Annotated in this window: 18 protein-coding genes; 15 read left to right on the plus strand and 3 right to left on the minus strand. The window is 70.8% G+C overall.

Annotated features, from left to right (window positions below):
• Nucleotides 1-10: 10 nt before the first annotated feature.
• From ACFU9P_RS16105 to ACFU9P_RS16140, 8 genes are all read left to right on the plus strand, one after another.
• Nucleotides 11-1,258 carry a PotD/PotF family extracellular solute-binding protein gene (locus ACFU9P_RS16105; protein ID WP_376371250.1) on the plus strand — a complete coding sequence of 416 codons (1,248 nt, stop codon included), beginning with the start codon at nt 11-13 and terminating at the stop codon, nt 1,256-1,258.
• Between the two features lie 70 nt (nt 1,259-1,328).
• On the plus strand, nt 1,329-2,495 hold the full coding sequence (locus ACFU9P_RS16110) for an ABC transporter ATP-binding protein (RefSeq protein WP_384080890.1): 1,167 nt from the start codon (nt 1,329-1,331) through the stop codon (nt 2,493-2,495).
• Entirely contained in the window at nt 2,492-3,424 is a 933-nt protein-coding gene (locus tag ACFU9P_RS16115; protein ID WP_376371244.1) for an ABC transporter permease, read from the plus strand. Before ACFU9P_RS16110 ends, ACFU9P_RS16115 begins: the two co-directional genes overlap by 4 nt.
• Nucleotides 3,424-4,239, plus strand: a complete 816-nt coding sequence (locus ACFU9P_RS16120) for an ABC transporter permease (RefSeq protein WP_384080893.1) — start codon at nt 3,424-3,426, stop codon at nt 4,237-4,239. Before ACFU9P_RS16115 ends, ACFU9P_RS16120 begins: the two co-directional genes overlap by 1 nt.
• Before the next feature lie 57 nt (nt 4,240-4,296).
• Nucleotides 4,297-5,793 carry an NAD(P)/FAD-dependent oxidoreductase gene (locus ACFU9P_RS16125; protein ID WP_384080896.1) on the plus strand — a complete coding sequence of 499 codons (1,497 nt, stop codon included), beginning with the start codon at nt 4,297-4,299 and terminating at the stop codon, nt 5,791-5,793.
• Between the two features lie 251 nt (nt 5,794-6,044).
• On the plus strand, nt 6,045-6,539 hold the full coding sequence (locus tag ACFU9P_RS16130; RefSeq protein ID WP_384080899.1) for an HPP family protein: 495 nt from the start codon (nt 6,045-6,047) through the stop codon (nt 6,537-6,539).
• 159 nt (nt 6,540-6,698) lie between these two features.
• Entirely contained in the window at nt 6,699-7,205 is a 507-nt protein-coding gene (locus ACFU9P_RS16135; RefSeq protein WP_384080902.1) for a hypothetical protein, read from the plus strand.
• Between the two features lie 167 nt (nt 7,206-7,372).
• Entirely contained in the window at nt 7,373-9,205 is a 1,833-nt protein-coding gene (locus tag ACFU9P_RS16140) for a chitinase (RefSeq protein ID WP_376371231.1), read from the plus strand.
• Here ACFU9P_RS16140 and ACFU9P_RS16145 read toward each other — a convergent pair.
• Together ACFU9P_RS16145 and gabT are read right to left on the minus strand one after the other, a co-directional pair.
• Nucleotides 9,159-10,109: a phosphatase PAP2 family protein gene (locus ACFU9P_RS16145; RefSeq protein WP_384080905.1), complete on the minus strand. Its 951-nt coding sequence runs from the start codon at nt 10,107-10,109 to the stop codon at nt 9,159-9,161. The two genes, ACFU9P_RS16140 and ACFU9P_RS16145, sit on opposite strands and share 47 nt — an antisense overlap.
• Nucleotides 10,110-10,297: 188 nt before the next feature.
• Complete coding sequence (gene gabT, locus ACFU9P_RS16150; protein ID WP_384080908.1) at nt 10,298-11,632, minus strand: 4-aminobutyrate--2-oxoglutarate transaminase; 1,335 nt, start codon at nt 11,630-11,632, stop codon at nt 10,298-10,300.
• A gap of 341 nt (nt 11,633-11,973) precedes the next feature.
• Here gabT and ACFU9P_RS16155 point away from each other — a divergent pair, with 341 nt between their 5' ends.
• The 4 genes from ACFU9P_RS16155 to ACFU9P_RS16170 all read left to right on the plus strand — a co-directional run bounded on the left by ACFU9P_RS16155 (nt 11,974) and on the right by ACFU9P_RS16170 (nt 19,819).
• Complete coding sequence (locus tag ACFU9P_RS16155; RefSeq protein ID WP_384080911.1) at nt 11,974-14,118, plus strand: ATP-binding protein; 2,145 nt, start codon at nt 11,974-11,976, stop codon at nt 14,116-14,118.
• Between the two features lie 138 nt (nt 14,119-14,256).
• Nucleotides 14,257-15,834, plus strand: a complete 1,578-nt coding sequence (locus ACFU9P_RS16160; protein ID WP_384080914.1) for a PucR family transcriptional regulator — start codon at nt 14,257-14,259, stop codon at nt 15,832-15,834.
• A gap of 374 nt (nt 15,835-16,208) precedes the next feature.
• Nucleotides 16,209-17,654, plus strand: coding sequence for an aldehyde dehydrogenase family protein (locus tag ACFU9P_RS16165; RefSeq protein WP_384080917.1), 1,446 nt, complete (start codon nt 16,209-16,211; stop codon nt 17,652-17,654).
• A 191-nt stretch (nt 17,655-17,845) separates the two neighbouring features.
• The gene (locus ACFU9P_RS16170) at nt 17,846-19,819 is read left to right on the plus strand and encodes an acyl-CoA dehydrogenase family protein (protein WP_384080919.1); all 1,974 of its coding nucleotides are present in this window, start codon (nt 17,846-17,848) and stop codon (nt 19,817-19,819) included.
• Between the two features lie 76 nt (nt 19,820-19,895).
• Here ACFU9P_RS16170 and ACFU9P_RS16175 read toward each other — a convergent pair whose 3' ends face one another.
• A complete protein-coding gene (locus ACFU9P_RS16175) occupies nt 19,896-21,128 on the minus strand; it encodes a glycoside hydrolase family 64 protein (RefSeq protein ID WP_376386881.1) in 1,233 nt (410 codons plus the stop codon).
• A gap of 135 nt (nt 21,129-21,263) precedes the next feature.
• Here ACFU9P_RS16175 and ACFU9P_RS16180 point away from each other — a divergent pair, with 135 nt between their 5' ends.
• The 3 genes from ACFU9P_RS16180 to ACFU9P_RS16190 all read left to right on the plus strand — a co-directional run bounded on the left by ACFU9P_RS16180 (nt 21,264) and on the right by ACFU9P_RS16190 (nt 24,787).
• On the plus strand, nt 21,264-22,043 hold the full coding sequence (locus ACFU9P_RS16180; protein ID WP_376386879.1) for a hypothetical protein: 780 nt from the start codon (nt 21,264-21,266) through the stop codon (nt 22,041-22,043).
• A 114-nt stretch (nt 22,044-22,157) separates the two neighbouring features.
• Entirely contained in the window at nt 22,158-23,489 is a 1,332-nt protein-coding gene (dxr, locus tag ACFU9P_RS16185) for a 1-deoxy-D-xylulose-5-phosphate reductoisomerase (protein WP_384080921.1), read from the plus strand.
• Nucleotides 23,486-24,787 carry a M50 family metallopeptidase gene (locus tag ACFU9P_RS16190; protein WP_384080924.1) on the plus strand — a complete coding sequence of 434 codons (1,302 nt, stop codon included), beginning with the start codon at nt 23,486-23,488 and terminating at the stop codon, nt 24,785-24,787. Before dxr ends, ACFU9P_RS16190 begins: the two co-directional genes overlap by 4 nt.
• Nucleotides 24,788-24,809: the final 22 nt, after the last annotated feature.

Raw genomic sequence — 24,809 nt, forward strand, 5'->3', positions numbered from 1 at the left:
GGCACAGCGCATGGAGCAGTACGAGCCCGACCGTCTGTCCGCGGCCCAACTGGCCGCCGCGCGGCGCAGTATGACCAGCGGCAGGGGCGCCCTCACCCGCCGTTCCATGCTGCGCGCCACCGGCGCCGGGGCGCTCGGGATCGGCGGGCTCGCCGGTCTGAGCGGCTGCGGGATCCCGCCCGCGAAACGGGAGGGCGACGGCCCGGCGTCCACGGACCACTCGGCACAGGAGAAGCGGGTCGTCTTCTCCAACTGGACCGAGTACATGGACGTCAGCGAGGACGAGAAGCACTACCCCACGCTGGAGGAGTTCACCCGGCGCACCGGGATCACCGTCAAGTACACCGCGGACATCAACGACAACGTCGAGTTCTTCGGCAAGATCCAGCCGCAGCTCGCGGCCGGGCAGGACACCGGGCGCGACCTCATATGCGTCACCGACTGGCTGGCCGCCCGTATCATCCGGCTCGGCTGGGCGCAGCAGCTCGACCCGTCGAACCTGCCGCACGCCTTCGCCAATCTCTCCCAGCAGTTCCGCTCGCCCGACTGGGACCCCGGCCGTGCCCACAGCTATCCGTGGACCGGCATCCCCACCGTCATCGCGTACAACACGAAGGCGACCGGCGGGCGCAAGGTCGACTCGGTCTCCCAGCTTCTGGACGATCCGCAGCTCAAGGGGCGGGTCGCCTTTCTGTCCGAGATGCGCGACACCGTCGGGATGACCCTGCTCGACCTCGGCAAGGACCCCGGGTCCTTCACCGACGACGACTTCGACGCCGCCATCGCCCGGCTCCAGAAGGCCGTCGACAAGAAGCAGATCCGCCGCTTCACCGGCAACGACTACACAGCGGACCTCGACAAGGGAGATATCGCGGCGTGTGTCGCCTGGGCCGGCGATGTCGTCCAGCTCCAGAACGACAACCCCGACGTCAAGTTCGCGATCCCCACGACCGGTTACATCATCTCCAGCGACAATCTGCTGGTCCCGGCCAAGGCCCGGCACAAGACCAACGCCGAGCGGCTCATCGACCACTACTACCAGCCGCCGGTCGCCGCCCAGCTCGCCGCGTACATCAACTACGTCTGCCCGGTCGACGGGGTACGCGCCGAACTCGCCAAGATCGACAAGTCGATGGCCGACAACACGCTGATCCTCCCGGACGCGGCGATGGCCGCCTCCTCGCACGCCTTCCGCTCGCTGAGCAGCAAGGAAGAGACGGCGTACGAGGAGAAGTTCGCCAAGCTCATCGGCGCGTGACCCGCCCGCCCACCGGCGTGTGACCACCCGCCGCCCGCCCGTCCACCACTTATCCCCGGGACCGTTACCCATGACAGAGACCGCATCCACCAGCCGGGGCGGCGGCGACGTCCGCCTCACCGGGATCAGCAAGACCTACGGGTCCTTCCACGCCGTCAAGCCCCTCGATCTCACCGTCCCCCAGGGCTCGTTCTTCGCCCTCCTCGGCGCGTCGGGCTGCGGCAAGACCACCACCCTGCGGATGATCGCCGGCCTGGAGGAACCGACCACCGGCACGGTCTTCCTCGGTGACAAGGACGTCACAGGACTGCCCCCGTACAAGCGGCCCGTGAACACCGTCTTCCAGAGCTACGCGCTCTTCCCGCACCTCGACATCTACGAGAACGTCGCCTTCGGGCTGCGCCGCCGCGGCATCAAGTCCGTACGCAAACAGGTCGGCGACATGCTCGATCTCGTACAGCTCGGCGACTACGCCAAGCGCAAGCCGCACCAGCTCTCCGGCGGACAGCAGCAGCGGGTCGCCGTCGCCCGCGCGCTGATCAACCACCCCCAAGTGCTGCTGCTGGACGAGCCGCTGGGCGCCCTCGACCTCAAGCTGCGCCGCCAGATGCAGCTTGAGCTGAAGCGCATCCAGACCGAGGTCGGCATCACCTTCATCCATGTCACCCATGACCAGGAGGAGGCCATGACCATGGCCGACACGGTCGCGGTGATGAACGCGGGCCGAGTCGAGCAGCTCGGCAGCCCCGCCGATCTGTACGAGAACCCGGACACCACCTTCGTCGCCAACTTCCTCGGTACCTCCAATCTGATCGAGGCCGAGGTCGCCGAGATCAGCGGCGGCGATGTGGTGGTCACGGCGGGCGGTGCCAAGCTGCGGCTGCCATCGGACCGGTGCTCCGCGCCGACCACCGGCGGCGGTCGGCTGCTCGTCGGCGTACGGCCGGAGAAGATCTCGCTCGTACACGCCGACGACGCCGGGACGATCCCCGACGGCCGCAACCGGATCACCGGGCGCATCGCGGACTCCAGCTTCATAGGGGTCTCCACGCAGTATGTGATCGACAGCCCGGTCTGCCCGGAATTCGAGGTCTACGCGCAGAACATCGAGCGGGACGGGCGCCTCGGCCCGGGCGCCGAAGTGGTCCTGCACTGGAATCCCGCCCACAGCTTCGGACTTGACGCCGCCATGGACATCGACGCGGGCACCGGGACCGTGGCCGAGGAGGTCTCGTGACGACCACGGAAGCCCCTCCCGCCCCTCCTGCCGCCGAGCCTGGACCTCCCCTGCGCAAGACCTCCACGCGCAAGCGGCTCGTACCGTACTGGCTGCTGCTGCCCGGCATCCTCTGGCTGCTGGTCTTCTTCGCGCTGCCGATGGTCTACCAGGCCTCGACCTCCGTACAGACCGGCTCCCTGGAGCAGGGCTTCGAGGTCACGTGGCACTTCCGGACCTACTGGGACGCGCTCCAGGAGTACTACCCGCAGTTCCTGCGCTCGCTGCTGTACGCGGGCACCGCCACGGTCCTCTGTCTGCTGCTCGGCTACCCGCTCGCGTATCTCATCGCCTTCAAGGCGGGCCGCTGGCGCAATCTGCTGCTGGTGCTGGTCATCGCGCCGTTCTTCACCAGCTTCCTGATCCGTACGCTCGCCTGGAAGACGATCCTCGCGGACGGCGGAACGGTCGTCGGAGTCCTGGACTCGCTGCATGTGCTCGATGTGACGAGCTGGCTCGGCTGGACCGAGGGCGACCGCGTGCTGGCCACCCCCATGGCGGTGGTCTGCGGTCTGACGTACAACTTCCTGCCCTTCATGATCCTGCCGCTCTACACCTCGCTGGAACGTGTCGACGGGCGGCTCCACGAGGCCGCGGGCGACCTCTACGCCAGGCCCTTCACCACCTTCCGCAAGGTGACCTTCCCGCTCTCCATGCCGGGGGTCGTCTCCGGCACCCTGCTCACCTTCATCCCGGCGAGCGGCGACTACGTCAACGCCGAACTGCTCGGCTCCACCGACACCAAGATGGTCGGCAGTGTGATCCAGACACAGTTCCTGCGGGTCCTCGACTATCCGACGGCCGCCGCGCTCTCCTTCATCCTCATGGCGGTCGTCCTGCTGGTGGTCACCGTCTATATCCGCCGCGCAGGGACGGAGGACCTGGTCTGATGGGTGTTCTGACGGATACGGGGCGCTGGGTCCGGCGCAATCTGGTGGTCATCGGCGGCCTGCTGACGCTCGGCTACCTGATCGTCCCCAATGTCGTGGTGATGGTCTTCTCCTTCAACAAGCCCGACGGGCGCTTCAACTACTCCTGGCAGCGCTTCTCGCTGGACGCCTGGAAGGATCCCTGCGGTGTCGCCGATCTGTGCGGCTCGCTGACCCTGTCTCTCCAGATCGCCGCCTGGGCGACCCTCGGCGCCACCGTCCTCGGCACGATGATCGCGTTCGCGCTGGTGCGCTACCGGTTCCGGGCGCGCGGCGCGGTCAACTCGCTGATCTTCCTGCCGATGGCGATGCCCGAGGTCGTGATGGCCGCCTCGCTGCTGACCCTCTTCCTCAACCTGGGCGCGCAGCTCGGCTTCTGGACCGTCCTGATCGCACACATCATGTTCTGTCTGAGCTTTGTGGTGACGGCCGTCAAGGCGCGGGTCATGTCGATGGACCCACGGCTGGAGGAGGCGGCGCGGGATCTCTACGCGGGGCCCGTGCAGACCTTCGTACGTGTCACCCTGCCGATCGCCGCCCCCGGGATCGCGGCGGGCGCGCTGCTCGCCTTCGCGCTCTCCTTCGACGACTTCATCATCACCAACTTCAACGCTGGCTCGACTGTCACCTTCCCCATGTTCGTCTGGGGCTCGGCGCAGCGCGGCACGCCCGTACAGATCAATGTGATCGGTACGGCCATGTTCGTCGTCGCCGTCCTGATGGTGGTGGGCGGACAGCTCGTCAGCGGCCGGCGGAAGAAGACCGCCACCCCGTAGTCGCTTCCGAATTGCTTTGGGATCGTTTTTCGATCGTTTCTGAAGGAGTTGGCAGACATGGCCCCAGGTGCCATGCGTACCGCCCTGAACGCGCTCTCCGGCGCCCGGCCGGTCCCGTACTGGCTGGACGACCCCGGCAGGCCCGCCGCGCTGCCCGCCCTCACCGGCGACGAACACTGCGACCTCCTGGTCGTGGGCGGCGGCTACAGCGGCCTGTGGACTGCACTCCTCGCCAAGGAGCGCGATCCGGAGCGCGATGTCGTCCTGATCGAGGGCCGCGAGGCGGGCTGGGCCGCCTCGGGCCGCAACGGCGGCTTCTGCTCCGCCTCGCTCACCCACGGGTTCAGCAACGGGCTGGCCCGCTGGCCGGACGAACTGCACAGGCTGGAGGAGCTGGGCGAGCGGAATCTCGACGCCATCGAGGCGGCGGCCGCCCGCTACGGCATCGACTGCGCCTTCGAGCGGACCGGTGAGATCGACGTGGCCACCGAGCCGTACCAGGTCGCGGAGTTGCGCGAGCGGTACGAGGAGGCGACCGCGCTCGGCTTCACCGGACTTGAGCTGCTGGACCGGGACGCGGTACGCGCCGAGGTCGACTCGCCGACCTTCCTGGGCGGGCTGTGGGACCGGCGCGGGGTGGCCATGCTGCACCCGGCGAAGCTCGCGTGGGGGCTCAAACGGGCCTGCCAGGAGCTGGGGGTACGGATCTACGAGCACACCCGGGGGCTGGAGCTGGCCCGGGTGAGGCCGCGTGATGGGAGCGCTTCCGGCGTACGGTCCGGTGCGGCGAGGTCCTCCGGCGTACGGTCCGGTGGCTCGCGGTCCGGGGCCGGGATGGCCGTCCGTACGCCGCACGGCAGGGTCTTCGCGCGGCGCGTGGCACTCGGCACCAATGTCTTCCCTTCGCTGGTCAGGCGCGTGCGCCCGTACACCGTCCCCGTCTACGACTACGCCCTGATGACCGAGCCGCTGACGGAGGACCAGCTCACCGCGGTCGGCTGGCGGAACCGGCAGGGGCTCGGCGACAGCGCCAACCAGTTCCACTACTTCCGGATCACCACCGACCACCGGATCCTGTGGGGCGGTTACGACGCGGTCTATCCGTACGGCGGGCGGCTCAGCGCCGGCCTCGACCACCGCCCCGAGACCTACCGCAAGCTCGCCACCCACTTCTTCACCTGCTTCCCGCAGTTGGCGGGGGTGCGCTTCAGCCACGCGTGGGGCGGCGCGATCGACACCTGCTCGCGCTTCTCGGCCTTCTTCGGCACGGCGTACGACGGGCAGGTCGCGTACGCCGCCGGGTACACCGGCCTCGGGGTCGGGGCGACCCGCTTCGGCGCGGACGTGATGCTCGACCTGCTGGCGGGCGAGCGGACCGAGCGTACGGAGCTGGAGATGGTACGGAGCAAGCCGCTGCCGTTCCCGCCCGAGCCCGCGGCCTGGGCCGGGATCGGCCTCACCAAGTGGTCCCTGGCCCGCGCGGACGCCCGGGGCGGCCGGCGCAACGCATGGCTGCGCACGATGGACCGGCTCGGACTGGGCTTCGACAGTTAGGGACAGCCTCTTACCGGCTGTGATACCGCAGGCGCGCATCGATCGACGGCGTCGATCAAGCGATCGAAAGCCCGACTTGGACAGGCCCCGGCCGGCGACGTCAGGATCTCGGGAGTGATCCCCGTCTTCACGGACGACGAGCCGCCGTGGCCAGGAAGCGGGGACGATTCTGGAGTTCCCGTGCTGATTTCGCGCGCCTTGAAGGCGCTTCACCGCAGGATGCCGTCCTCTCGGGCGCGAGCGTCGCGTTCATGAGGCTGATCCGGGAGAGCGGAGGCGGAAAAGTCCCGGCCCGCCCGGCGAGGGTCGCGTCCGCGGCCGTCACCACATCGTTCGGGCTGGCGGTCCTGGTGGCCGTCGGGACACTCACGAACCAGACCGTGCTCATACCGCCGCTCGCGGCCACAACGGCGATCATCACCGCGACTCCCGAGTCGCCGGTCGCGCAGCCTCGCCATGTCATCGGCGGCCACATGCTGTCCTGCCTTGTCAGCTTCGTAATTCTCACCCTCGGCTGGCACGGCCCTTGGGCCGCCGCCGTGGCCTGCGGGGCAGCGTGCGGACTCGCGCTCCTGGTCAAGGCGGCCCATCCGCCCGCCATGGCGACCGCCGTCATGATCATGCTCACCGACCCGCCCGCCGACCGCTTCGTACCCCTGCTGGCCGTCGGTGCCCTGCTGCTCGTACTGGTGCAGATGCTCTCTTCCCGTCTGCAGCGAGAGGTCTATCCCACGTCCTGGTGGTGAACGAAGGCCCCCGGCAAGCCCGTTGGAATCCCTGGGCTTCCTCCGTGTGAGTCAGATCACTGGCAAGTGGTCGCCCGAACCCGCGTCATCGACCGGCGCCACCGGTGTCTCGCCTCCTATGGACACACTGTCCAACAATACGGATGGGAGGCCGGGCACATGACTGGCTCGGGCGCACAGGGCAGCGCGGTGGAGTGGCTGGCATCGGTGGCACCGGATCCCGAGGCCTGCCGATGGGAATGGGAACGCAATCCGCTCGGGATCGCGCTCCTCCCGGCCGGCCGCCGCTGGGACGTACTGATCCTTCCCGCCGATCTCGGCTATCCGACCCTCGACGTACTGACCAGGCTCGTCGACCGGCCCGGACCGGTCCTGGCCGACTTCGGCGACTCCCGGATGGGCTTCTTCGTACCGCCGGGGACGGCCGCACGCTGGCTCGGTACGGGGGTACGGGGAGCCGGCCACGGGACCTGGATCGTCGTCCCGTACCCGGGGCGGGCGAGCGGTGGCATGCGCTGGCTGATCCCGCCGGACGGCGCGGGCACCCTCACCGACCCGTCGCTGCTGGAACTGGCGATGCACGAGGCGGCGGCCGGGATGGCGGGAGGGACAGGAGACGCAGCAGGGACAGGAGGGAGCGCCGACCGGGAGGACGGCGGGGAGTGACCGAAGCACGCGGCCAGGGGCGCCGTGCCGGGGGTACGGAGCCGTGCCGACCCGAGCGCCGACCTGGGTCGCCGGGCTGTGCTGTCAGAGGTCTTGACCGAACAATTGGTCTGGACCATGCTGTGCGCGCTCCGCCACGTCCATTCCCCCCATGCCCGGAGGCAGTTGTGGAACGCACCAGACGTCCGGCCCTGTATGCCCTGTATCCCAGACTGGTGGCCACCCTCGCGGCCGCCGTCCTCGCCGCGGGCGGTCTCGTCGCCGCCGCGCAGACGGCGCGGGCCGCCGACGCGGACATCGCCCGTAACGGAAACTTCGAGTCCGGCCTCAGCGGCTGGAGCTGTACGGCGGGCAGCGGCGCCGTCGTCAGCACCCCCGTGCACGGCGGGAGCGGCGCGCTCAAGGGCACCCCCGCGGGCAGCGACAACGCCAAGTGCTCGCAGACCGTCACGGTCCAGCCGAACTCCGCGTACACGCTGAGCGCCTGGGTCCAGGGCAGCTATGTCTACCTCGGCGCGTCCGGGACCGGCACCACCGATGTCTCCACCTGGACGCAGTCCGCCCCCGGCTGGCAGCAGCTCACCACCAGCTTCCGTACCGGCGCCAGCACCACGTCGGTGACCGTCTACACCCACGGCTGGTACGGCACCCCGGCCTACTACGCCGACGATCTCACCCTCGTGGGCCCCGGCGGCACCCCCGCCCAGCCCCCGGCCGTCCCCACCGGCCTGCGGGCGGGAACGGTCACCTCCTCCTCCGTGGCCCTCTCCTGGTCCCCCGTCACGGGCGCGACCGGCTACAGCGTCTACCGCGGCGGCACCAAGGCCCTTGATGTCAGCGGCACTTCGGCGACCGTGACCGGGCTCAGCCCCTCCACGGCGTACAGCTTCCAGGTCGCCGCGACCAACGCCGCCGGTACGTCGGCCCTCTCACCCGCCGTCAGCGCCACCACCTCCGCCTCGGGCGGCGGCGGAAACGGCGGCGGACTGCCCGCCCACGCCCTGGTCGGCTATCTGCACTCCAGCTTCGCCAACGGCTCCGGCTATACGCGCATGGCCGACGTGCCCGACTCGTGGGACGTCATCAACCTGGCCTTCGGCGAGCCCACTTCGGTCACCTCCGGCGACATCCGGTTCAGCCTCTGCCCGGTCGCCGAGTGCCCGAACGTCGAATCGGCGGCCGAGTTCAAGGCCGCCATCAAGGCCAAGCAGGCCGCGGGCAAGAAGGTCCTGATCTCCATCGGCGGCGCCAACGGGCAGGTCCAGCTCGCCACCACCGCGGCCCGCGACGCCTTCGTCTCCTCGGTGTCCAGGATCATCGACGAGTACGGACTCAACGGCCTGGACATCGACTTCGAGGGCCACTCGCTCTCCCTCAACACCGGGGACACCGACTTCCGCAACCCCACCACCCCGGTCATCGTCAATCTGATCTCCGCGATCAAGACCCTCAAGGCCAAGTACGGCCCGGACTTCGTGCTGACGATGGCCCCCGAGACCTTCTTTGTACAGCTCGGCTACCAGTTCTACGGATCGGGCCCCTGGGGCGGCCAGGACCCGCGCGCCGGGGCGTACCTCCCCGTGATCCACGCCCTCCGGGACGACCTCACCCTGCTCCATGTCCAGGACTACAACTCGGGCCCGATCATGGGGCTGGACAACCAGTACCACTCGATGGGCGGCGCCGACTTCCACATCGCCATGACCGACATGCTGCTCACCGGGTTCCCGGTGGCCGGCGACACCACGAAGGTCTTCCCGGCGCTGCGGCCCGACCAGGTGGCCATCGGCCTGCCCGCCTCGACCCAGGCCGGCAACGGCCACACCTCGCCCGCCGAGGTCAACAAGGCGCTGAACTGCCTGACGAAGAAGACGGACTGCGGTTCCTACCAGACCCATGGCACCTGGCCCGCGCTGCGCGGACTGATGACCTGGTCGATCAACTGGGACCGCTTCAACCAGTGGGAGTTCTCGCGGAACTTCGACGCGTACTTCGGCTGAGCCGGGGCCGCTTCGCGGGTGCTCCGGGCGTGCCGAGTGCGCGGAGCACCCGTCGCAGAACCAGGAGCAGCATTCCGCACAGCGCCAGGCTGCCGAGGACGTCCAGCGGCCAGTGGTAGCCGCGCAGCACCAGGCCGGTGCCCGTTGCCAGAGTGAGCAGGACGGCGACGGGCACCGCCCGGTTCCGGCGGGTGCCCGCGGAGAGCCGGAGGTACGGCGCGAGGAGCAGCGCCGAGCCGCCGTACGCCACCATCGCCGTCGCCGTATGCCCGGACGGGTAGTAGCCGGTCGCCTCGGTGAGCGGACCCGGCCGGCCGATCCAGATCTTGAGCGGTACGACCAGGACCGGCACCGCGGCCATCGCGAGCGCGACCGCCAGGGCCCCGGCGCGCTGCCCGCGCCACAACGCGTACCCGATCACCACGGCCAGTACGGGCAGCGCCACCGGCATCCCGCCGAGGTCGGCGAGGAATTCCGTCAGAGGTCTGGGCCCTTGGCGGGCGAGCGCCAGCCCCAGGCGCTCGTCGGCGGCGCGCAGCGGTCCGCCCGCTGCGGCCTGCCAGGTGATCAGTGAGAACAGAAGCGCGCAGAGCGCGAAGAGCAGACGGGAGCCGCGAAAGAGGGGACGCGACCTGCGGAGGAGGGGACGGGACCTGCGAGGGGTCCGGGAACGCTCCGGGAAATGAGCCGGCCGCCCGGGAACAGGGGGGGTAGTTCCGGGGCGGCCGTCCGCATCGGTGAGCCACACGCCCCGGGGGGTTTGGGGCGGGTGGCCGTCCGATCGGCAAGGAGTTCCAGAGCCTGAATCTCCAGTGGTGTGCGCGAAGGCACGACCAAAGCGGGGCTGGGGATGCTCCGCTCCGGTGTCGCCCGCAGTCCCCTGCGAGCGGGGTGTTTCTCTCATCTGCGGAAACCGTACGACAGGCAGGCCGGGACCGACAGCCGGAAACGGCTCCCGCCATCGCCCTCGCACACCTTCTTCACAGGCCCTCACCGTTGACCCGAAGATGACCCCAAGTGGCTCCCGGGGGCTCCTCATGGCTGGTCACGCGGTACGTCACCGGGATTCGCCGGGCTCGTCATCAGGGCTGCTCAGAGGGCGGAGAACGCCTGCTCGATGATGTCCAGGCCCTCGGTCAGCAGGTCCTCGCCGATCACCAGGGGCGGCAGGAAGCGCAGCACGTTCCCGTAAGTGCCACAGGTCAGGACCAGCAGCCCCGCCGCGTGGCAGGCCTTGGCGAGCGCGGCGGTCGCCTCCGGGTTGGGTTCCTTGGTGGCGCGGTCCTTCACCAGCTCGATCGCGATCATCGCGCCCCGGCCGCGGATATCGCCGATGACGTCGTACTTCTCGCTCAGCGCGGCCAGCCGGGGCTTCATCACGGTCTCGATGTGCCGCGCCTTCGCGGGGAGGTCCAGCTCCTTCATCGTCTCGATGGCGCCGAGCGCGGCGGCGCAGGCCACCGGGTTCCCGCCGTACGTACCGCCCAGGCCGCCCGGGTGCGCGGCGTCCATGATCTCGGCGCGGCCGGTCACGGCGGCGAGCGGCAGACCGCCCGCGATGCCCTTGGCGGTGGTGATCAGATCCGGTACGACACCCTCGTCCTCGCAGGCGAACCACTGGCCGGTACGGCAGAAGCCGGACTGGATCTCGTCCGCCACGAACACGATCCCGTTCTCCCGGGCGAACCGCGCCAGCGCAGGCAGGAAGCCCTTCGCGGGCTCGATGAACCCGCCCTCGCCGAGCAGCGGCTCGATGACGATCGCCGCGACGTTGTCGGCCCCGATCTGCTTGTTGATCTGGTCGATGACCTGGGCGGACGCCTCGGGGCCGCAGTTTTCAGGGCCGGTGGGCCAGCGGTAGCCGTAGGCGACGGGCACCCGGTAGATCTCCGGGGCGAAGGGGCCGAAGCCGTTCTTGTACGGCATGTTCTTCGAGGTCAGCGCCATGGTCAGATTCGTACGGCCGTGATAGCCGTGGTCGAAGACGACGACCGCCTGGCGCTTGGTGTACGAACGGGCGATCTTGACCGCGTTCTCGACGGCCTCGGCGCCCGAGTTGAACAGCGCGGACTTCTTGGCGTGGTCGCCGGGGGTGAGTTCGGCGAGCTGCTCGCAGACCTCGACGTACCCCTCGTACGGCGTGACCATGAAACAGGTGTGGGTGAAGTCCGCGAGCTGGGCGGAGGCGCGGCGTACGACGGCCTCGGGGCCGGCGCCGACGGAGGTCACGGCGATGCCGGAACCGAAGTCGATCAGCCGGTTGCCGTCCACGTCCTCGACGATTCCCCCGCCGGCGCGGGCGGCGAAGACGGGCAGCACGGACCCCACACCGCCGGCGACCGCGGCGGTACGGCGGGCCTGCAGCTCCTGGGACTTCGGCCCGGGAATGGCGGTGACGAGACGGCGCTCCTGCGGGATGGCGGTCATGAGGGGCTCCTGGGGGTGTTCAGGGGTTCCGGGGTGTACCGGTGTTACGGGGGCTTTCTTCGCAGGCTAGGGGCGACGAAGGGGTGCGGGCATGCGCCGTTCGGTAGTAGTGGGGGTGTGTCGTTGTCCGTGACGGACAGCGCGACGGACCGCGTGCCGTACAGGGCGGGCGGCGGGAGGGGGGAACGCCGGTACGGGCGGGGGCGACGGGCGGGCATCAACCTCCTTGCGGGCGGCGGACGGTGGGCCAGCCGCTGAATGTCCGTCGGTGGCAATACATTGAGCGGGTACAGCAGGTACAGCAGGGCGGACCGGTGATTGCACAGGGGGCAGGGGTACGGATGGACACCGACGGCACGCAGGACTCACGGGGCACCTGGGCCAACCCCGTGCCGCGCCCGGCAGGGCCGCCGGGGCAGCCGCCCATGCCGCCTCCGCCCTCCTCGGCGCCGTTCGAGGCGGTGCTCCCGCCGGCCCCGGGCCATGCGCCCCACGCCGGTCCGACGCTGCGTGAGTGGCTGCTGGTCCCGCGGGTCGCGGACGCCCCGGGAACCTGGGCGTACGGCCACCGGGCGCGGCCCCCGGAGGAGCCGGAGCGCACTCCGCTGCGGCAGCTGGTCAGCGGGGCGCTGATCTCGCTGCTGGCGGGGCTGCTGCTGTGGTCGCTGCTGTGGAACGGGTATCTGGGCGGGTTCTGGCTGTGGCCGTTGTTTCTCCTCACCCCCGATTCCTGGTGGAACGGCACGACGGAGGGCGCCACAGCCCAGGAGATTTACTACGCCCTGGTGATCGGTCTGCTCGTCGTCGTCTTCGGACGCCTCGGCCGCTGGCCCGAGCTGGCCCGGCGCCTGCTGCGCCGCGGCCCCGGCGACACCCCCCGGGAGACCGCCCCGCCGCACCCCGAGCCCGAGGACGATCTCGCCGAGTGGCCCGAGCTGCGGGCCGCCGGGCTCGGGGAGGTGGCCGCCAAGCTCGCGGCCGAGGTGCGGGACGGGCGTATGAACGATGTCGACTACGCCCGGATCCGCCGCGCCTGGCACTCCGTACGGGCCGATCCCTCGCGGCTGACCGCCTTCACCGAGGCCGTGCGCGGCAAGGGCGCCGGGGCCTGTGTCCACCCCTCGGGCCACCGCGATCTGCCCGTGCGCGCCGCCCGGCACGATCTGCTCGTACGGCAGGTCAGGATCGGTACGGTGCATGACGGGGAGCGCAATCCGTACCCCCGGCGGGGCACCGGTCTCGCGCTGGATCCGGTGCTGCTCGGGACCTCGCTGCTGGCCGTCGGCCCGCCCGGGGCGGGCAAGACGCACACCCTCGTGCGGCCCGTCGTCGAGTCGCTCGCGCTCCAGGCGCTCGCGGGCCAGGCGGCCGTCATCGTCGTCTGCGCCGCGGGCACCCAGTTCGGCCCGGACAGCGCCTTCGATGTCGTGGTCCGGCTCGGCGATCCGGAGTCGGTGTACGACCTCGATCTGTACGGCGGGACCAACGACCCCGACGAGGCCGCCGCCGTACTCGCCGAGGGCCTCGTCGGCGATCTGGCGGACACCGACAGCCGGCGGGCCACCACCGCGCTCGCCCAGCTCCTCGGCCCCTTCCGCGTCGCGCACGGCCGACTGCCCGCCGTGCCGGAGCTGCGGGAGCTGCTCGACGGCTCGCCCGCCGCGCTGGCCGCCCTGCGGGAGGCGCTCGACGCCGGGGGGCACCACGCCATGCGGCGTGAACTCGACGCGCGTGAGCGGCAGTCGGGCGCGCCCGGCGACCCGGGGCGGGCGCTCGCCGACCGGGTCGCGCTGCTCGACCGGCCCGCCTTCGCGGGCTTCTTCGACACCACCGGCAGGACCAGGCCGTTCTCGCTGCGCACTCTGGAGCACCCGCTGCGGGTCCGTATCGACCTGCCGGAGCGCGGGCACGCCGAGGCCTCGCGGATGCTGGCCAGGCTGATACTCGCCCAGTTCACGGCGAACGCGGCGACGCGCAACGACCGCTCGCTCTTCGCCTGCCTCGCCCTGGACGACGCGACCCGCACCCTCACCGCCGAGACCCTGCGCGGGGTGCAGCGGCTGCGCTCGGCGAACGCGGGCGCGGTGCTCACCCTCCGTACGCTCGACGATGTGCCCGAGGCGCTGCACACCGCGCTGCTCGGGGCCGTCGGCTGCCGGATGGCGTTCTCCGGGATCACCACCTGGGACGGCAAGCGATTCGCCGAGGCGTGGGGCACGGAGTGGGTGGAGACCCGGGATGTCACCCAGCGGACGGTCTTCGCCGACCAGCCGCTGACCCGCGCCATACACGCGTTCCGCAAGCTGGTCACCGGCAAGGCCGTGACGACGGACGCGGTGACCGTACGGAAGGTCGAGCGCGAGCGCTGGTCGGCCTCCGAGCTGGCGCACTCGGTCCCGGCGGGGCACGCGGTGCTGTCGCTGCGGACGGTGGGGGGCGAGCACGCGCCGCCGCTGCTGGTGGACCTGCGGGGGTGGCCTTCCTAGCAAGGGGCCGGTCGGCCGATCGTACAATCTGGCAGAATCGGGTGATGCCGTTCATACGGGACGGCGTAGTCGTCAGGGGTGGCCGGTCCTGGTTCCGGCGCCCTGCCCGTCCGCTGCCGAAGGCCCTACGGTTCCACCATGCCGCCCACCCTCGCCTCGCTCGTCCAGCATTCGGCGCTCAACCTCACCGTGCGCGCGGGGGAGGACCGGCTCCGGACGCCCGTGCTCTGGGTCCACGCCAGTGAGCTGGCCGACCCCGTCCCGTACATGGAGGGCGGCGAACTCCTCCTCATCACCGCCACGGGCCTCGACGCCGAGGATCCCGAAGCGATGCGGCGGTACGTACGGCGGCTCGTGGACGCCGGGGTCGCCGGGCTCGGCTTCGCCCTCGGCGTGAACTACGAGGACATCCCCGAGGCGCTCGTCACCGCCGCCCGCGAGGCGGGGCTGCCGCTGCTGGGCGTGCCGCGCCGTACGCCGTTCCTCGCCATCAGCAAGGCCGTGTCGGCGGCGATCGCGGCCGACCAGTACCGCGCGGTCACCGCCGGATTCGAGGCCCAGCGCGAACTCACCCGCGCCGCGCTCACCGAGGGCCCCGAGGCGCTGCTGGCCCGGCTCGCCGGGTATGTGGACGGCTGGGTGGCGCTGTACGACGCGTCCGGCGCGGTCGTCGCCGCCGCGCCCGAGTGGGCCGCGCGCCGGGCGGCCCGGCTGTCGGCCGATGTGGAACGGCTCCGGGAGCGGCCCGCGCCCGCCAGCGCGGTCCTCGGCGGTGCCCCGGGCGCGGGCGCCGACGACCGGGTGGAACTCCAGTCCCTGGGCACGGGCCGGCGCGTACGGGGGGCACTCGCCGTCGGTACGGAAGCGGCGCTCGGCACGGCGGAGCGGTACGCGGTCCACTCTGCGGTCGCCCTGCTGACGCTGACGACGGAGCGCTCGCGCGGCCTGCGGGCGGCGGAGCAGCGGCTCGGTTCTGCGGTCCTGCGGATGCTGCTTTCCGGCGAGTCCGACCATGCGCGGGCGGTGGCGGGCGAACTGTACGGGCGGCTGCTCGACGCCCCGTTCCGGCTGCTGATAGCGGAGTCGGCGGAGAACGCGGACGACGATCCGCTGCCCACGGTCGCCGAGACGCTGGAGGCGGCGGCCGCCCGCGAGAGGGAGGCGGTGCTGGCCGTCCCCGACGGCGAGGGGCGGCTGACGGTGCTCGCGGTGGACGGCGGAGCGGTGGTCGCGGCGGCGGAGGAGTACGCGGCGCGGAAGGCGGAGGCCGCGGGCGTGGTGATCGGCCTGTCCGCGCCGACGGGTCCGATCGCCGCGTCGGGTGCGTACAAACAAGCCGAACAGGCGCTCTCGGTGGCCCGCCGCCGCGGCCGCGCCCTCGTCGAACACGAGGAACTGGCCACGGGTTCGATCCTCCCCCTCCTTGCCGACGACGCGGTCCGCGCCTTCGCCGACGGCATGCTCCGCGCCCTCCACGACCACGACACCAAGGGCCGCGGCGACCTCGTCGCCTCCCTCCGGGCGTGGCTCTCCCGCCACGGCCAATGGGACGCCGCAGCCGCCGACCTCGGCGTCCACCGCCACACCCTCCGCTACCGCATGCGCCGAGTAGAGGAAATCCTGGGCCGCTCCCTGGACGACCCGGACGTACGGATGGAGCTGTGGCTGGCCCTGAAGACAACGACGCAGCCGAGGGCGGAGGAACAGCGGAAGTAGGAGGGCCCGCGCTCGCACGCTCCTGGTAGGAGGGCGTCTCCGCTCGCGCCCCCGGAGCGTTCCGGCCTGGCGCAAGCGCCGGTACGGCACTGCCGCTGCCGGGCCAGGCCCGGTCCCGCCGACCCCCCGCCGCGAAGCCGGAGCGCGAACCCGGCAGCCCGCCACCCCCCAGCCGGGGTCCGGGGCAGCGCCCCGGTTTTCGGGTAGGGGCGGGGTGGGGAAACCCCGGCCACCTGACATTGCGGCGCACGCCGACGCCCCGGCACTCCACCCCGGACAACCCACCCCCTGCCCCCACGCGCCTACCGTGGACACGGACACCCCCACCACCGCCCCCACGCGGACCACCTAACTCGGAAGGGCCCGGACTCGCGATGACTTCCACCCATGCCTTCTGGCTCGCCGGCCGCCAGGCCACCGGCGAGGACACCATCGACGTCACCTCCCCCTGGGACGGCCGGCTCGTCGGCACCGTCGCAGTGCCGGGCGAGGCCCAGGTCGAGGAGGCCGTCGCCGCCGCGTACGCCGTACGGGACGAGTTCGCCGCCACCCCCGCCCACCTCCGCGCCGCCGCCCTCGACCACGTCTCCCGCCGGATCGTCGAGCGCGCCGACGAGATCGCCCGGCTGATCTCCGCCGAGAACGGCAAGCCCCTCAAATGGGCCCGCGGCGAGGTCGGCCGTGCCGTCTCCGTGTTCCGCTTCGCCGCCGAAGAGGCCCGCCGTTTCAACGGCGGCGACGCCCAGCGCCTCGACACGGACCCCGGCGGCGCCGGCCGCCTCGCCCTGACCCGCCGCTTCCCCCGCGGCGCCGTCCTCGGCATCGCGCCGTTCAACTTCCCGCTCAACCTGTGCGCCCACAAGATCGCGCCCGCCATCGCTGTCGGCGCCCCGATCATCCTCAAGCCCGCCCCCGCGACCCCCCTCTCCGGTCTCCTCCTCGGCGAGCTGCTCGCGGAGACCGACCTGCCGGCCGGCGCCTGGTCCGTACTGCCCGTGCCGAACGACCGGATGCCCGCCCTCGTGGAGGACGAACGGCTGCCCGTGATCTCGTTCACCGGCTCCGACAAGGTCGGCTTCGCGATCATGGACTCCGTCCCGCGCAAGCACATCACCCTCGAACTCGGCGGCAACGGCGCCGCCGTCGTCCTCGCCGACTACGCGAGCGAGAAGGACCTCGACTGGGCGGCGACCAGGATCGCGACCTTCGCCAACTACCAGGCCGGCCAGTCCTGTATCTCCGTCCAGCGGGTGATCGCCGACGCGTCGGTGTACGAGCGGCTCGTGCCCAGGATCGTCGCGGCGGTCGAGGCGCAGATCACCGGGGACCCCGCCGACGAGTCCACCGATGTGGGCCCGCTCGTCAGCGAGGACGCCGCCAGGCGCGTCGAGTCGTGGGTGGACGAGGCGGTACGGTCCGGTGCCCAGGTGCTCGCGGGCGGCAAGCGGGACGGCGCGGCCTACGCGCCCACCGTCCTCTCCGAGGTCCCCGCGGACACCAAGGTCTCCCGCGAGGAGGTTTTCGGGCCCGTGCTGACGCTCCGCCGGGTCGAGGGCGAGAGCGAGGCGTTCGCGGCGGTCAACGACTCGAAGTACGGCCTCCAGGCAGGGGTGTTCACCCACGACGTGCAGGCCGCGTTCCGCGCCCACCGCGCCCTGGAGGTGGGCGGCGTGATCATCGGCGACGTGCCCTCGTACCGCGCCGACCAGATGCCGTACGGCGGCGTCAAGCAGTCCGGCGTCGGCCGCGAGGGCGTGCGCTTCGCGATGGACGACTACACGTACGAGCGCGTCATGGTGTTCACGGGCCTGGACCTGTAGGGACTCTCCGGAAGAAGCACCGGACGGCCGGAGCCCGCCATGCGCGGCGGGCTCCGGCCGCTTCGCACCCGCACCTTTGATCCCTTTGCTCCACGACTGGTGGGCACCGCGTTAATCGGGTAGATACGGACGAGTAGAACCAGCCGGTAAAACCGTCACTGGACCCGACTCCGCGGCGAGGTGAGTTCCTCATGTCCGCCCCATCCGCACCCTCAGCAGCATCCGCCCCCCAGGAACCGCCGGGCCGCCCCAAGGTCTCCGAGCGGGAGGCGCGCCAGGTCGCCGAGGCCGCCCGTGAGCAGGGCTGGCGCAAGCCGAGCTTCGCCAAGGAGATGTTCCTCGGCCGCTTCCGGCTCGACCTCATCCATCCGCACCCCCTGCCCGCCCCGGAGGACGTCAGGCGCGGCGAGGAGTTCCTGACGAGGCTCCGCGCGTTCTGCGAGACGCAGATCGACGGCGCGCTGATCGAGCGCGAGGCCCGGATCCCGGACGAGGTGATCAACGGGCTCAGGGAACTGGGCGCGCTCGGGATGAAGATCGACACCGCGTACGGCGGTCTCGGCCTCACCCAGGTGTACTACAACAGGGCGCTGGCCCTGGTCGGCTCCGCGAGCCCCGCGATCGGCGCGCTGCTCTCCGCCCATCAGTCGATCGGCGTACCGCAGCCGCTGAAGATTTTCGGCACGCCGGAGCAGAAGGAGACGTTCCTGCCGAGGCTGGCCCGTACGGACATCTCGGCCTTCCTGCTCACCGAGCCGGATGTCGGCTCCGACCCGGCCAGGCTCGCCACGACGGCAGTGCCCGACGGCGACGCGTACGTCCTCGACGGCGTGAAGCTCTGGACGACCAACGGGGTCGTGGCCGATCTGCTGGTGGTGATGGCGCGCGTCCCGAAGTCCGAGGGGCACAAGGGCGGCATCACGGCGTTCGTCGTCGAGGCGGACTCGCCGGGCATCACGGTCGAGCACCGCAACGCCTTCATGGGCCTGCGCGGCCTGGAGAACGGGGTGACGCGCTTCCACCGCGTCCGGGTCCCCGCCGCGAACCGGATCGGCCCCGAGGGCGCCGGTCTCAAGATCGCCCTGACCACCCTCAACACCGGCCGGCTCTCGCTGCCCGCGATGTGCGTGGGCGCCGGCAAGTGGTGTCTGAAGATCGCCAGGGAGTGGTCGGGGGCCCGTGAGCAGTGGGGCAAGCCGGTCGGCAGGCACGAGGCGGTGGGCGGGAAGATCTCCTTCATCGCCGCGACCACCTTCGCGCTGGAGGCGATGGTCGACCTGGCGTCCCAGATGGCCGACGAGGACCGCAACGACATCCGGATCGAGGCGGCGCTCGCCAAGCTGTACGGCTCGGAGATGGGCTGTCTGATGGCCGACGAACTGGTCCAGATCCGCGGCGGCCGCGGCTTCGAGACCGCGGAGTCCCTGGCGGCCCGCGGCGAACGCGCCGTACCCGCCGAGCAGATGCTCCGCGATCTGCGGATCAACCGGATCTTCGAGGGCTCCACCGAGATCATGCATCTGCTGATCGCCCGTGAGGCCGTCGACGCCCATCTCTCGGTGGCCGGCGACATCATCGACCCGGACAAGTCCCTCGCCGACAAGGCGAAGGCGGGCGCGCAGGCGGGGAAGTTCTACGCCCGCTGGCTGCCGAAGCTGGTCGCGGGCCCCGGTCAACTGCCGGGATCGTACGGCGAGTTCCACCACGCGGGCCTGCCGGACCTGTCGCCGCATCTGCGCTACGCCGAGCGCACCGCGCGCAAGCTCGCCCGCTCCACCTTCTACGCCATGTCGCGCTGGCAGGGCCGGATGGAGACGAAACAGGGCTTCCTCGGCCGGATCGTGGACATCGGCGCGGAGCTGTTCGCGATGAGCGCGGCGTGCGTACGGGCCGAACTGCTGCGCACGAACGGCGACCACGGCCGCGAGGCCTACCAACTCGCCGACGCCTTCTGCCGCCAGGCCCGTATCCGCGTCGAGGAACTCTTCACCCGCCTCTGGTCCAACACGGACGACCTCGACCGCAAGGTCGTCAGCGGCGTCCTCGCGGGCCGCTACACCTGGCTGGAGGACGGCATCATCGACCCCAGCGGCGACGGCCCCTGGATCGCCGACACCGCCCCGGGCCCCTCCCCCCACCCCAACGTCCACCGCCCCATCCCCTGACCCGCCGAACGTCCGGGCCGCGCCCCTTCCAGAGGGACGCGGCCCGGAGCCGTGGAGAAGGCCTGATCGAAAGGCCCTAGTTGAAGGGGTCCAGGGTGATGTACGCCTGCTGGGGGTTGGGGTCGTTCACCAGGGACTCGTGGTTGCCAACGTCGTCAAAGGCGAAGGCGTATGCCTTGCCGTCGGACATCTGGGCGTGAATCGTGCGGGCGTAGTGGTTGGTCACGGGGTCCTGGTAGAAGCCGGCCGGGTTGTTGTCCGGCTGGTTGGGGTTGGTGAGGAGGGTGGTGCGGTTGAAGCCCGCGCAGAGGGTGCGGGAGATGGGGCCTCGGACGAGGTCGTTGGGGGCGTCCAGGTGCTTGTAGCAGCCGAAGACGCTGTCGGCGTCGGGCTTCTGGAACGAGGTGACGACCGCGCCCGCCGAGTTGGTGAAGTTCATGACATTGCCCGAGACCCGGCCGAAGTACTTGGTGTTCGGCTGGTCCCCGAACGGTGTGACCGTCAGGGTCGAGGTGGTGTACCTGCTCCACACCCGGTTGATGTAGTCGTCCAGCACCCCGGCCGGAAGCGAGCCCGAGCCGATGCCGTGGCCGGGCGCGAGGGCGCGCAGAACGGTGCCGTCGGGGCGGGTCTGGATCAGACCGGCCCAGCCGCCCGGCTGGTTCCTGAGGGCGTTGAGGACACCGTTGTAGCCGCCCGGCTTGAGATGGCCGGTGGTCCTGGTGGAACCGTCGGGGAGCCGCACACCGACCGCGTACGGCGCCGAGAACATATCGACCTGTGTGCTGTTGATCCACAGTCCGGCGTCGTTGAGTGTGTACTCGGTCCAGTTGAACAGGATGTTCCGGTTCGGGTCGTTCGGGTTCTGGACCGCGGGCTGCACCAGACCGCCGGTGGTCAGCCTGAAGTCGAGCTTCTGGCCGTACGAGAAGTAGACCCGGCCGGAGAACTTCGGCATCCGGATCGTGATCGACTGCCCGTTGGCCGGCCCGGCGATCGACGCGTCGGGCGCCGGAGTGGGCGGATTGCCGCCGCCTGGCCAGGCGTGGAACGTACCGTTCGCGTCGGCCCAGCCCTGCTGGCCCGTCGTGAGGAGCGTCCCGAGGTTGTACAGGTAGACCGGGTCCGCGCGGCCGGAGTTGTTCGTGATGGTGAGGGGGATCGTCTCCGGCACGGCGGCCTCGGCGGGCACCGCGGCTTCGGTGGGTACCGCGGCCCCGGCGAGTGACGCCGGACCCGCGGCCGAGAACCCGGTCGCGAAGACCACCGCGGCGGCCAGTGACGCGAGCAGCTTTCTTGTGCCAAGCACGCTCTGCCTCCTGAGTTGTGGGGGGCGTTGGGGGCTTTGAGAGCGCTCTCAGAATCGGGCCACGGCCGAGGCGTGTCAATACAATCGGGCGTCGGGACGATCAACCCGCGAGATCAACTCACGATGGGGGCAGGCATGTTCGGGGCCACAAGGAGCCGGGTGCGGCGGGTACGGCACGGTGCGACGGCGGTGGCCGCCGGCCTCGTACTCCTCGGAGCGTCCGCGTGCAGCAGCGGCGACCAGCAGGGCGACGGCGCCGACGGCAAGAACGCCGGCGCCGAGAACGGCGGTGCCACCGGCAAGCCCTCCGCCGCCGGTCCCGCGCCCCTCACCGAGGAGCAGCTCACTGCCGCCTCCCTCACCGACGGCGAGAAGATCGGCCGCTACACCGTCTCCGACTACGCCCTCGGCGCCCCTCTCGGCGAGGACTACACCGCCGACCCCGCCGTCTGCCAGCCGCTCGTCAGCCTCGCGCCCGGCGCCACCGCCTTCGATCCGGCCGCCGAGGTGCACCGTAAAGCCGATGTCCCCGACGAGATGCTCGGGCTCACGGTCTCCGTACAGCTCCGTTCGTACGCCGCCCAGGGAGCGACCGGCGTTCTGAAGGCCCTTCGTACGGCGGGAAAGGAGTGCGCCGGCGGATTCACCGAGGACCGGGCGCTGGCGCGGGCGAAATACCTGAAGGTGGAGCCGGCCGAGGCGCCCGGCCTCGGCGACGAGGCCATCGCGTACCGCTTCACCATCCTCGACGTAAAGGGAACGCTGAAGCTGTACGAATACCTCACCGTTGTACGGTCGGGCTCCACCACCCTCTCCTTCCGCGCCGAGATCCCCGGCACCGAGGACGTCGGCGGAGTGCCCGACGAGATCGTCCAGGCCCAGTGGCAGAAGTTCCGGGCGGCGGGACAGGACTGAACGCCGCCGGACACGCCTGAAGCACGGCAAAAAGACCGGCAAAAAGACGGCGCATTTCAACAGCCGCAGGGGCGCGCTGTCCAACCGGCGCACGGATGAGGCAAGAATGGGGGCATGAGCGACAGCCCAGCCCCTCTCGCCGATCCGCACATCGCCTTCGACCCGACCGAAGGCCGCCGGGACATCGTCGTCCTCGGCTCCACAGGATCGGTCGGCACCCAGGCCATCGACCTGGTTCTGCGCAATCCCGACCGTTTCCGCGTCACCGCGCTCTCCGCCGCCGGAGGCCGGGTGGAACTCCTCGCCGAGCAGGCGCGGCGGCTCCGGGTCCGTACCGTCGCGGTCGCGCGCGAGGACGCCGTGCCCGCGCTGCGGGAGGCGCTCAGGGAGCGGTACGGTACGGGCGAGCCGCTGCCGGAGATCCTCGCGGGCCCCGACGCCGCCACCGAGCTGGCGGCCTCCGACTGCCACACCGTCCTCAACGGCATCACCGGCTCCATCGGCCTCGCCCCCACCCTCGCCGCCCTCGCCGCGGGCCGGACCCTCGCTCTCGCCAACAAGGAGTCGCTGATCGTCGGCGGCCCCCTCGTCAAGGCCGTGGCGAAGCCCGGCCAGATCATCCCGGTCGACTCCGAGCACGCCGCGCTCTTCCAGGCGCTGGCCGCCGGCACCCGCGCCGATGTGCGCAAACTGGTCGTGACCGCCTCCGGCGGGCCCTTCCGCGGCCGTACGCGAGCCGAACTGGCCGGTGTGACCCCCCGGGACGCCCTGGCGCACCCCACCTGGTCGATGGGCCCGGTGATCACGGTCAATTCGGCAACCTTGGTCAACAAGGGGCTCGAAGTGATCGAGGCACATCTTCTTTACGACATTCCCTTCGAACGCATTGAGGTCGTCGTCCACCCTCAGTCGTATGTCCACTCGATGGTGGAATTCAGCGACGGCTCGACCCTGGCCCAGGCGACCCCGCCCGATATGCGCGGGCCGATCGCCGTCGGTCTCGGCTGGCCGTCGCGGGTGCCGGACGCCGCCCCCGCGTTCGACTGGACGAAGGCCTCGGCCTGGGAGTTCTTCCCGCTCGACGGGGAGGCCTTCCCCTCGGTGGGACTCGCCAGGAAGGTGGGGGCCCTGGGCGGCACGGCCCCGGCGGTGTTCAATGCCGCGAACGAGGAGTGCGTCGACGCGTTCCTGGCCGGCCGGCTCCCGTTCAACGGCATCATGGACACGGTCACCGAGGTCGTCGAAGAACACGGCACCGGCTCCGACCGTACGTACGGCACAGAAGACGGTCACGGTACGGGCCGTACGGGAACCTCGCTCACCGTGGCGGACGTCCTCGAAGCGGAGGCCTGGGCACGCGCCCGGGCCCGTGAGAAGGCGGCGGCATTGGCAGACCAACTGGCAGACACAATCGGCGAAGAACAGCCGGCGGAGGCTCGCGCATGACGATTCTGTTGACGGTCCTCGGCATTCTTGTCTTTGTCGCCGGTCTGCTCTTCTCCATCGCCTGGCACGAACTGGGCCATCTCTCGACCGCCAAGTACTTCGGCATCCGCGTACCCCAGTACATGGTCGGCTTCGGGCCGACGATCTGGTCGCGCAAGAAGGGCGACACCGAGTACGGGATCAAGGCGATCCCCCTCGGCGGCTACATCCGCATGATCGGCATGTTCCCGCCGGGACCCGACGGCCGGATCGAGGCGCGGTCGACCTCGCCGTGGCGCGGGATGATAGAGGACGCCCGCTCGGCGGCCTTCGAGGAGCTGCAACCGGGCGACGAGAAGCGGCTGTTCTACACGCGCAAGCCGTGGAAGCGCGTGATCGTGATGTTCGCGGGCCCGTTCATGAACCTGGTCCTCGCCGCCGTGATCTTCATCGGGGTGGCGATGGGCTTCGGCTTCCAGACCCAGACCACCCAGGTCGCGGGCGTCCAGAAGTGCGTGATCTCGCAGAGCGAGAAGCGCGACACCTGCCAGAAGGGCGACCCGGTCTCGCCCGCCCAGGCGGCCGGTCTCAAGGCGGGCGACAGGATCGTCGCCTTCAACGGACGGGCCGTCGACGACTGGACCACCCTCTCCAATCTGATCCGCGAGACCATCGGCCCCGCCACCATCACCGTCGAGCGCGACGGCGCCCGGCAGGAGCTGCACGCCACCCTCGCCAAGAACCTGGTGGCCGAGAAGGACTCCAACGGAGAGGTCGTCCCCGGCAAGTACGTCCCCGCCGGCTATCTCGGCTTCGCCGCCGCCACCGAGATCGTTCCGCTGTCCTTCCCCCAGTCCGTGGACCGGATGGGCACCATGATCGGGGACGGTGTCGAGTCGATCGTCGCCCTGCCCTCCAAGATCCCCGACCTCTGGAGCGCGGCCTTCGGCGACGGCCCGCGCAAGGAGGACTCACCGGTCGGCGTGGTCGGCGCGGCCCGGATCGGCGGCGAGGTGATGACGCTCGACATCCCCGCGACCAACCAGATCGCGATGATGCTGTTCCTGCTCGCGGGCTTCAACCTCTCGCTGTTCCTGTTCAATATGCTGCCGCTGCTGCCCCTGGACGGCGGGCATATCGCGGGCGCGCTCTGGGAGTCGCTGCGGCGCAGGCTGGCGCGGCTCTTCAAGCGCCCCGACCCGGGCCCGTTCGATGTCGCGAAGCTGATGCCGTTCGCCTATGTGGTGGCGGGGATCTTCATCTGCTTCACGCTGCTCGTACTGGTCGCCGATGTGTTCAATCCGGTCAAGATCTCCTGAGCCGGGCTGAGCTGCCCGATGT

It is taken from the genome of Streptomyces sp. NPDC057617 (assembly GCF_042800555.1).
In the GTDB taxonomy this organism is placed as follows: Bacteria; Actinomycetota; Actinomycetes; order Streptomycetales; family Streptomycetaceae; genus Streptomyces.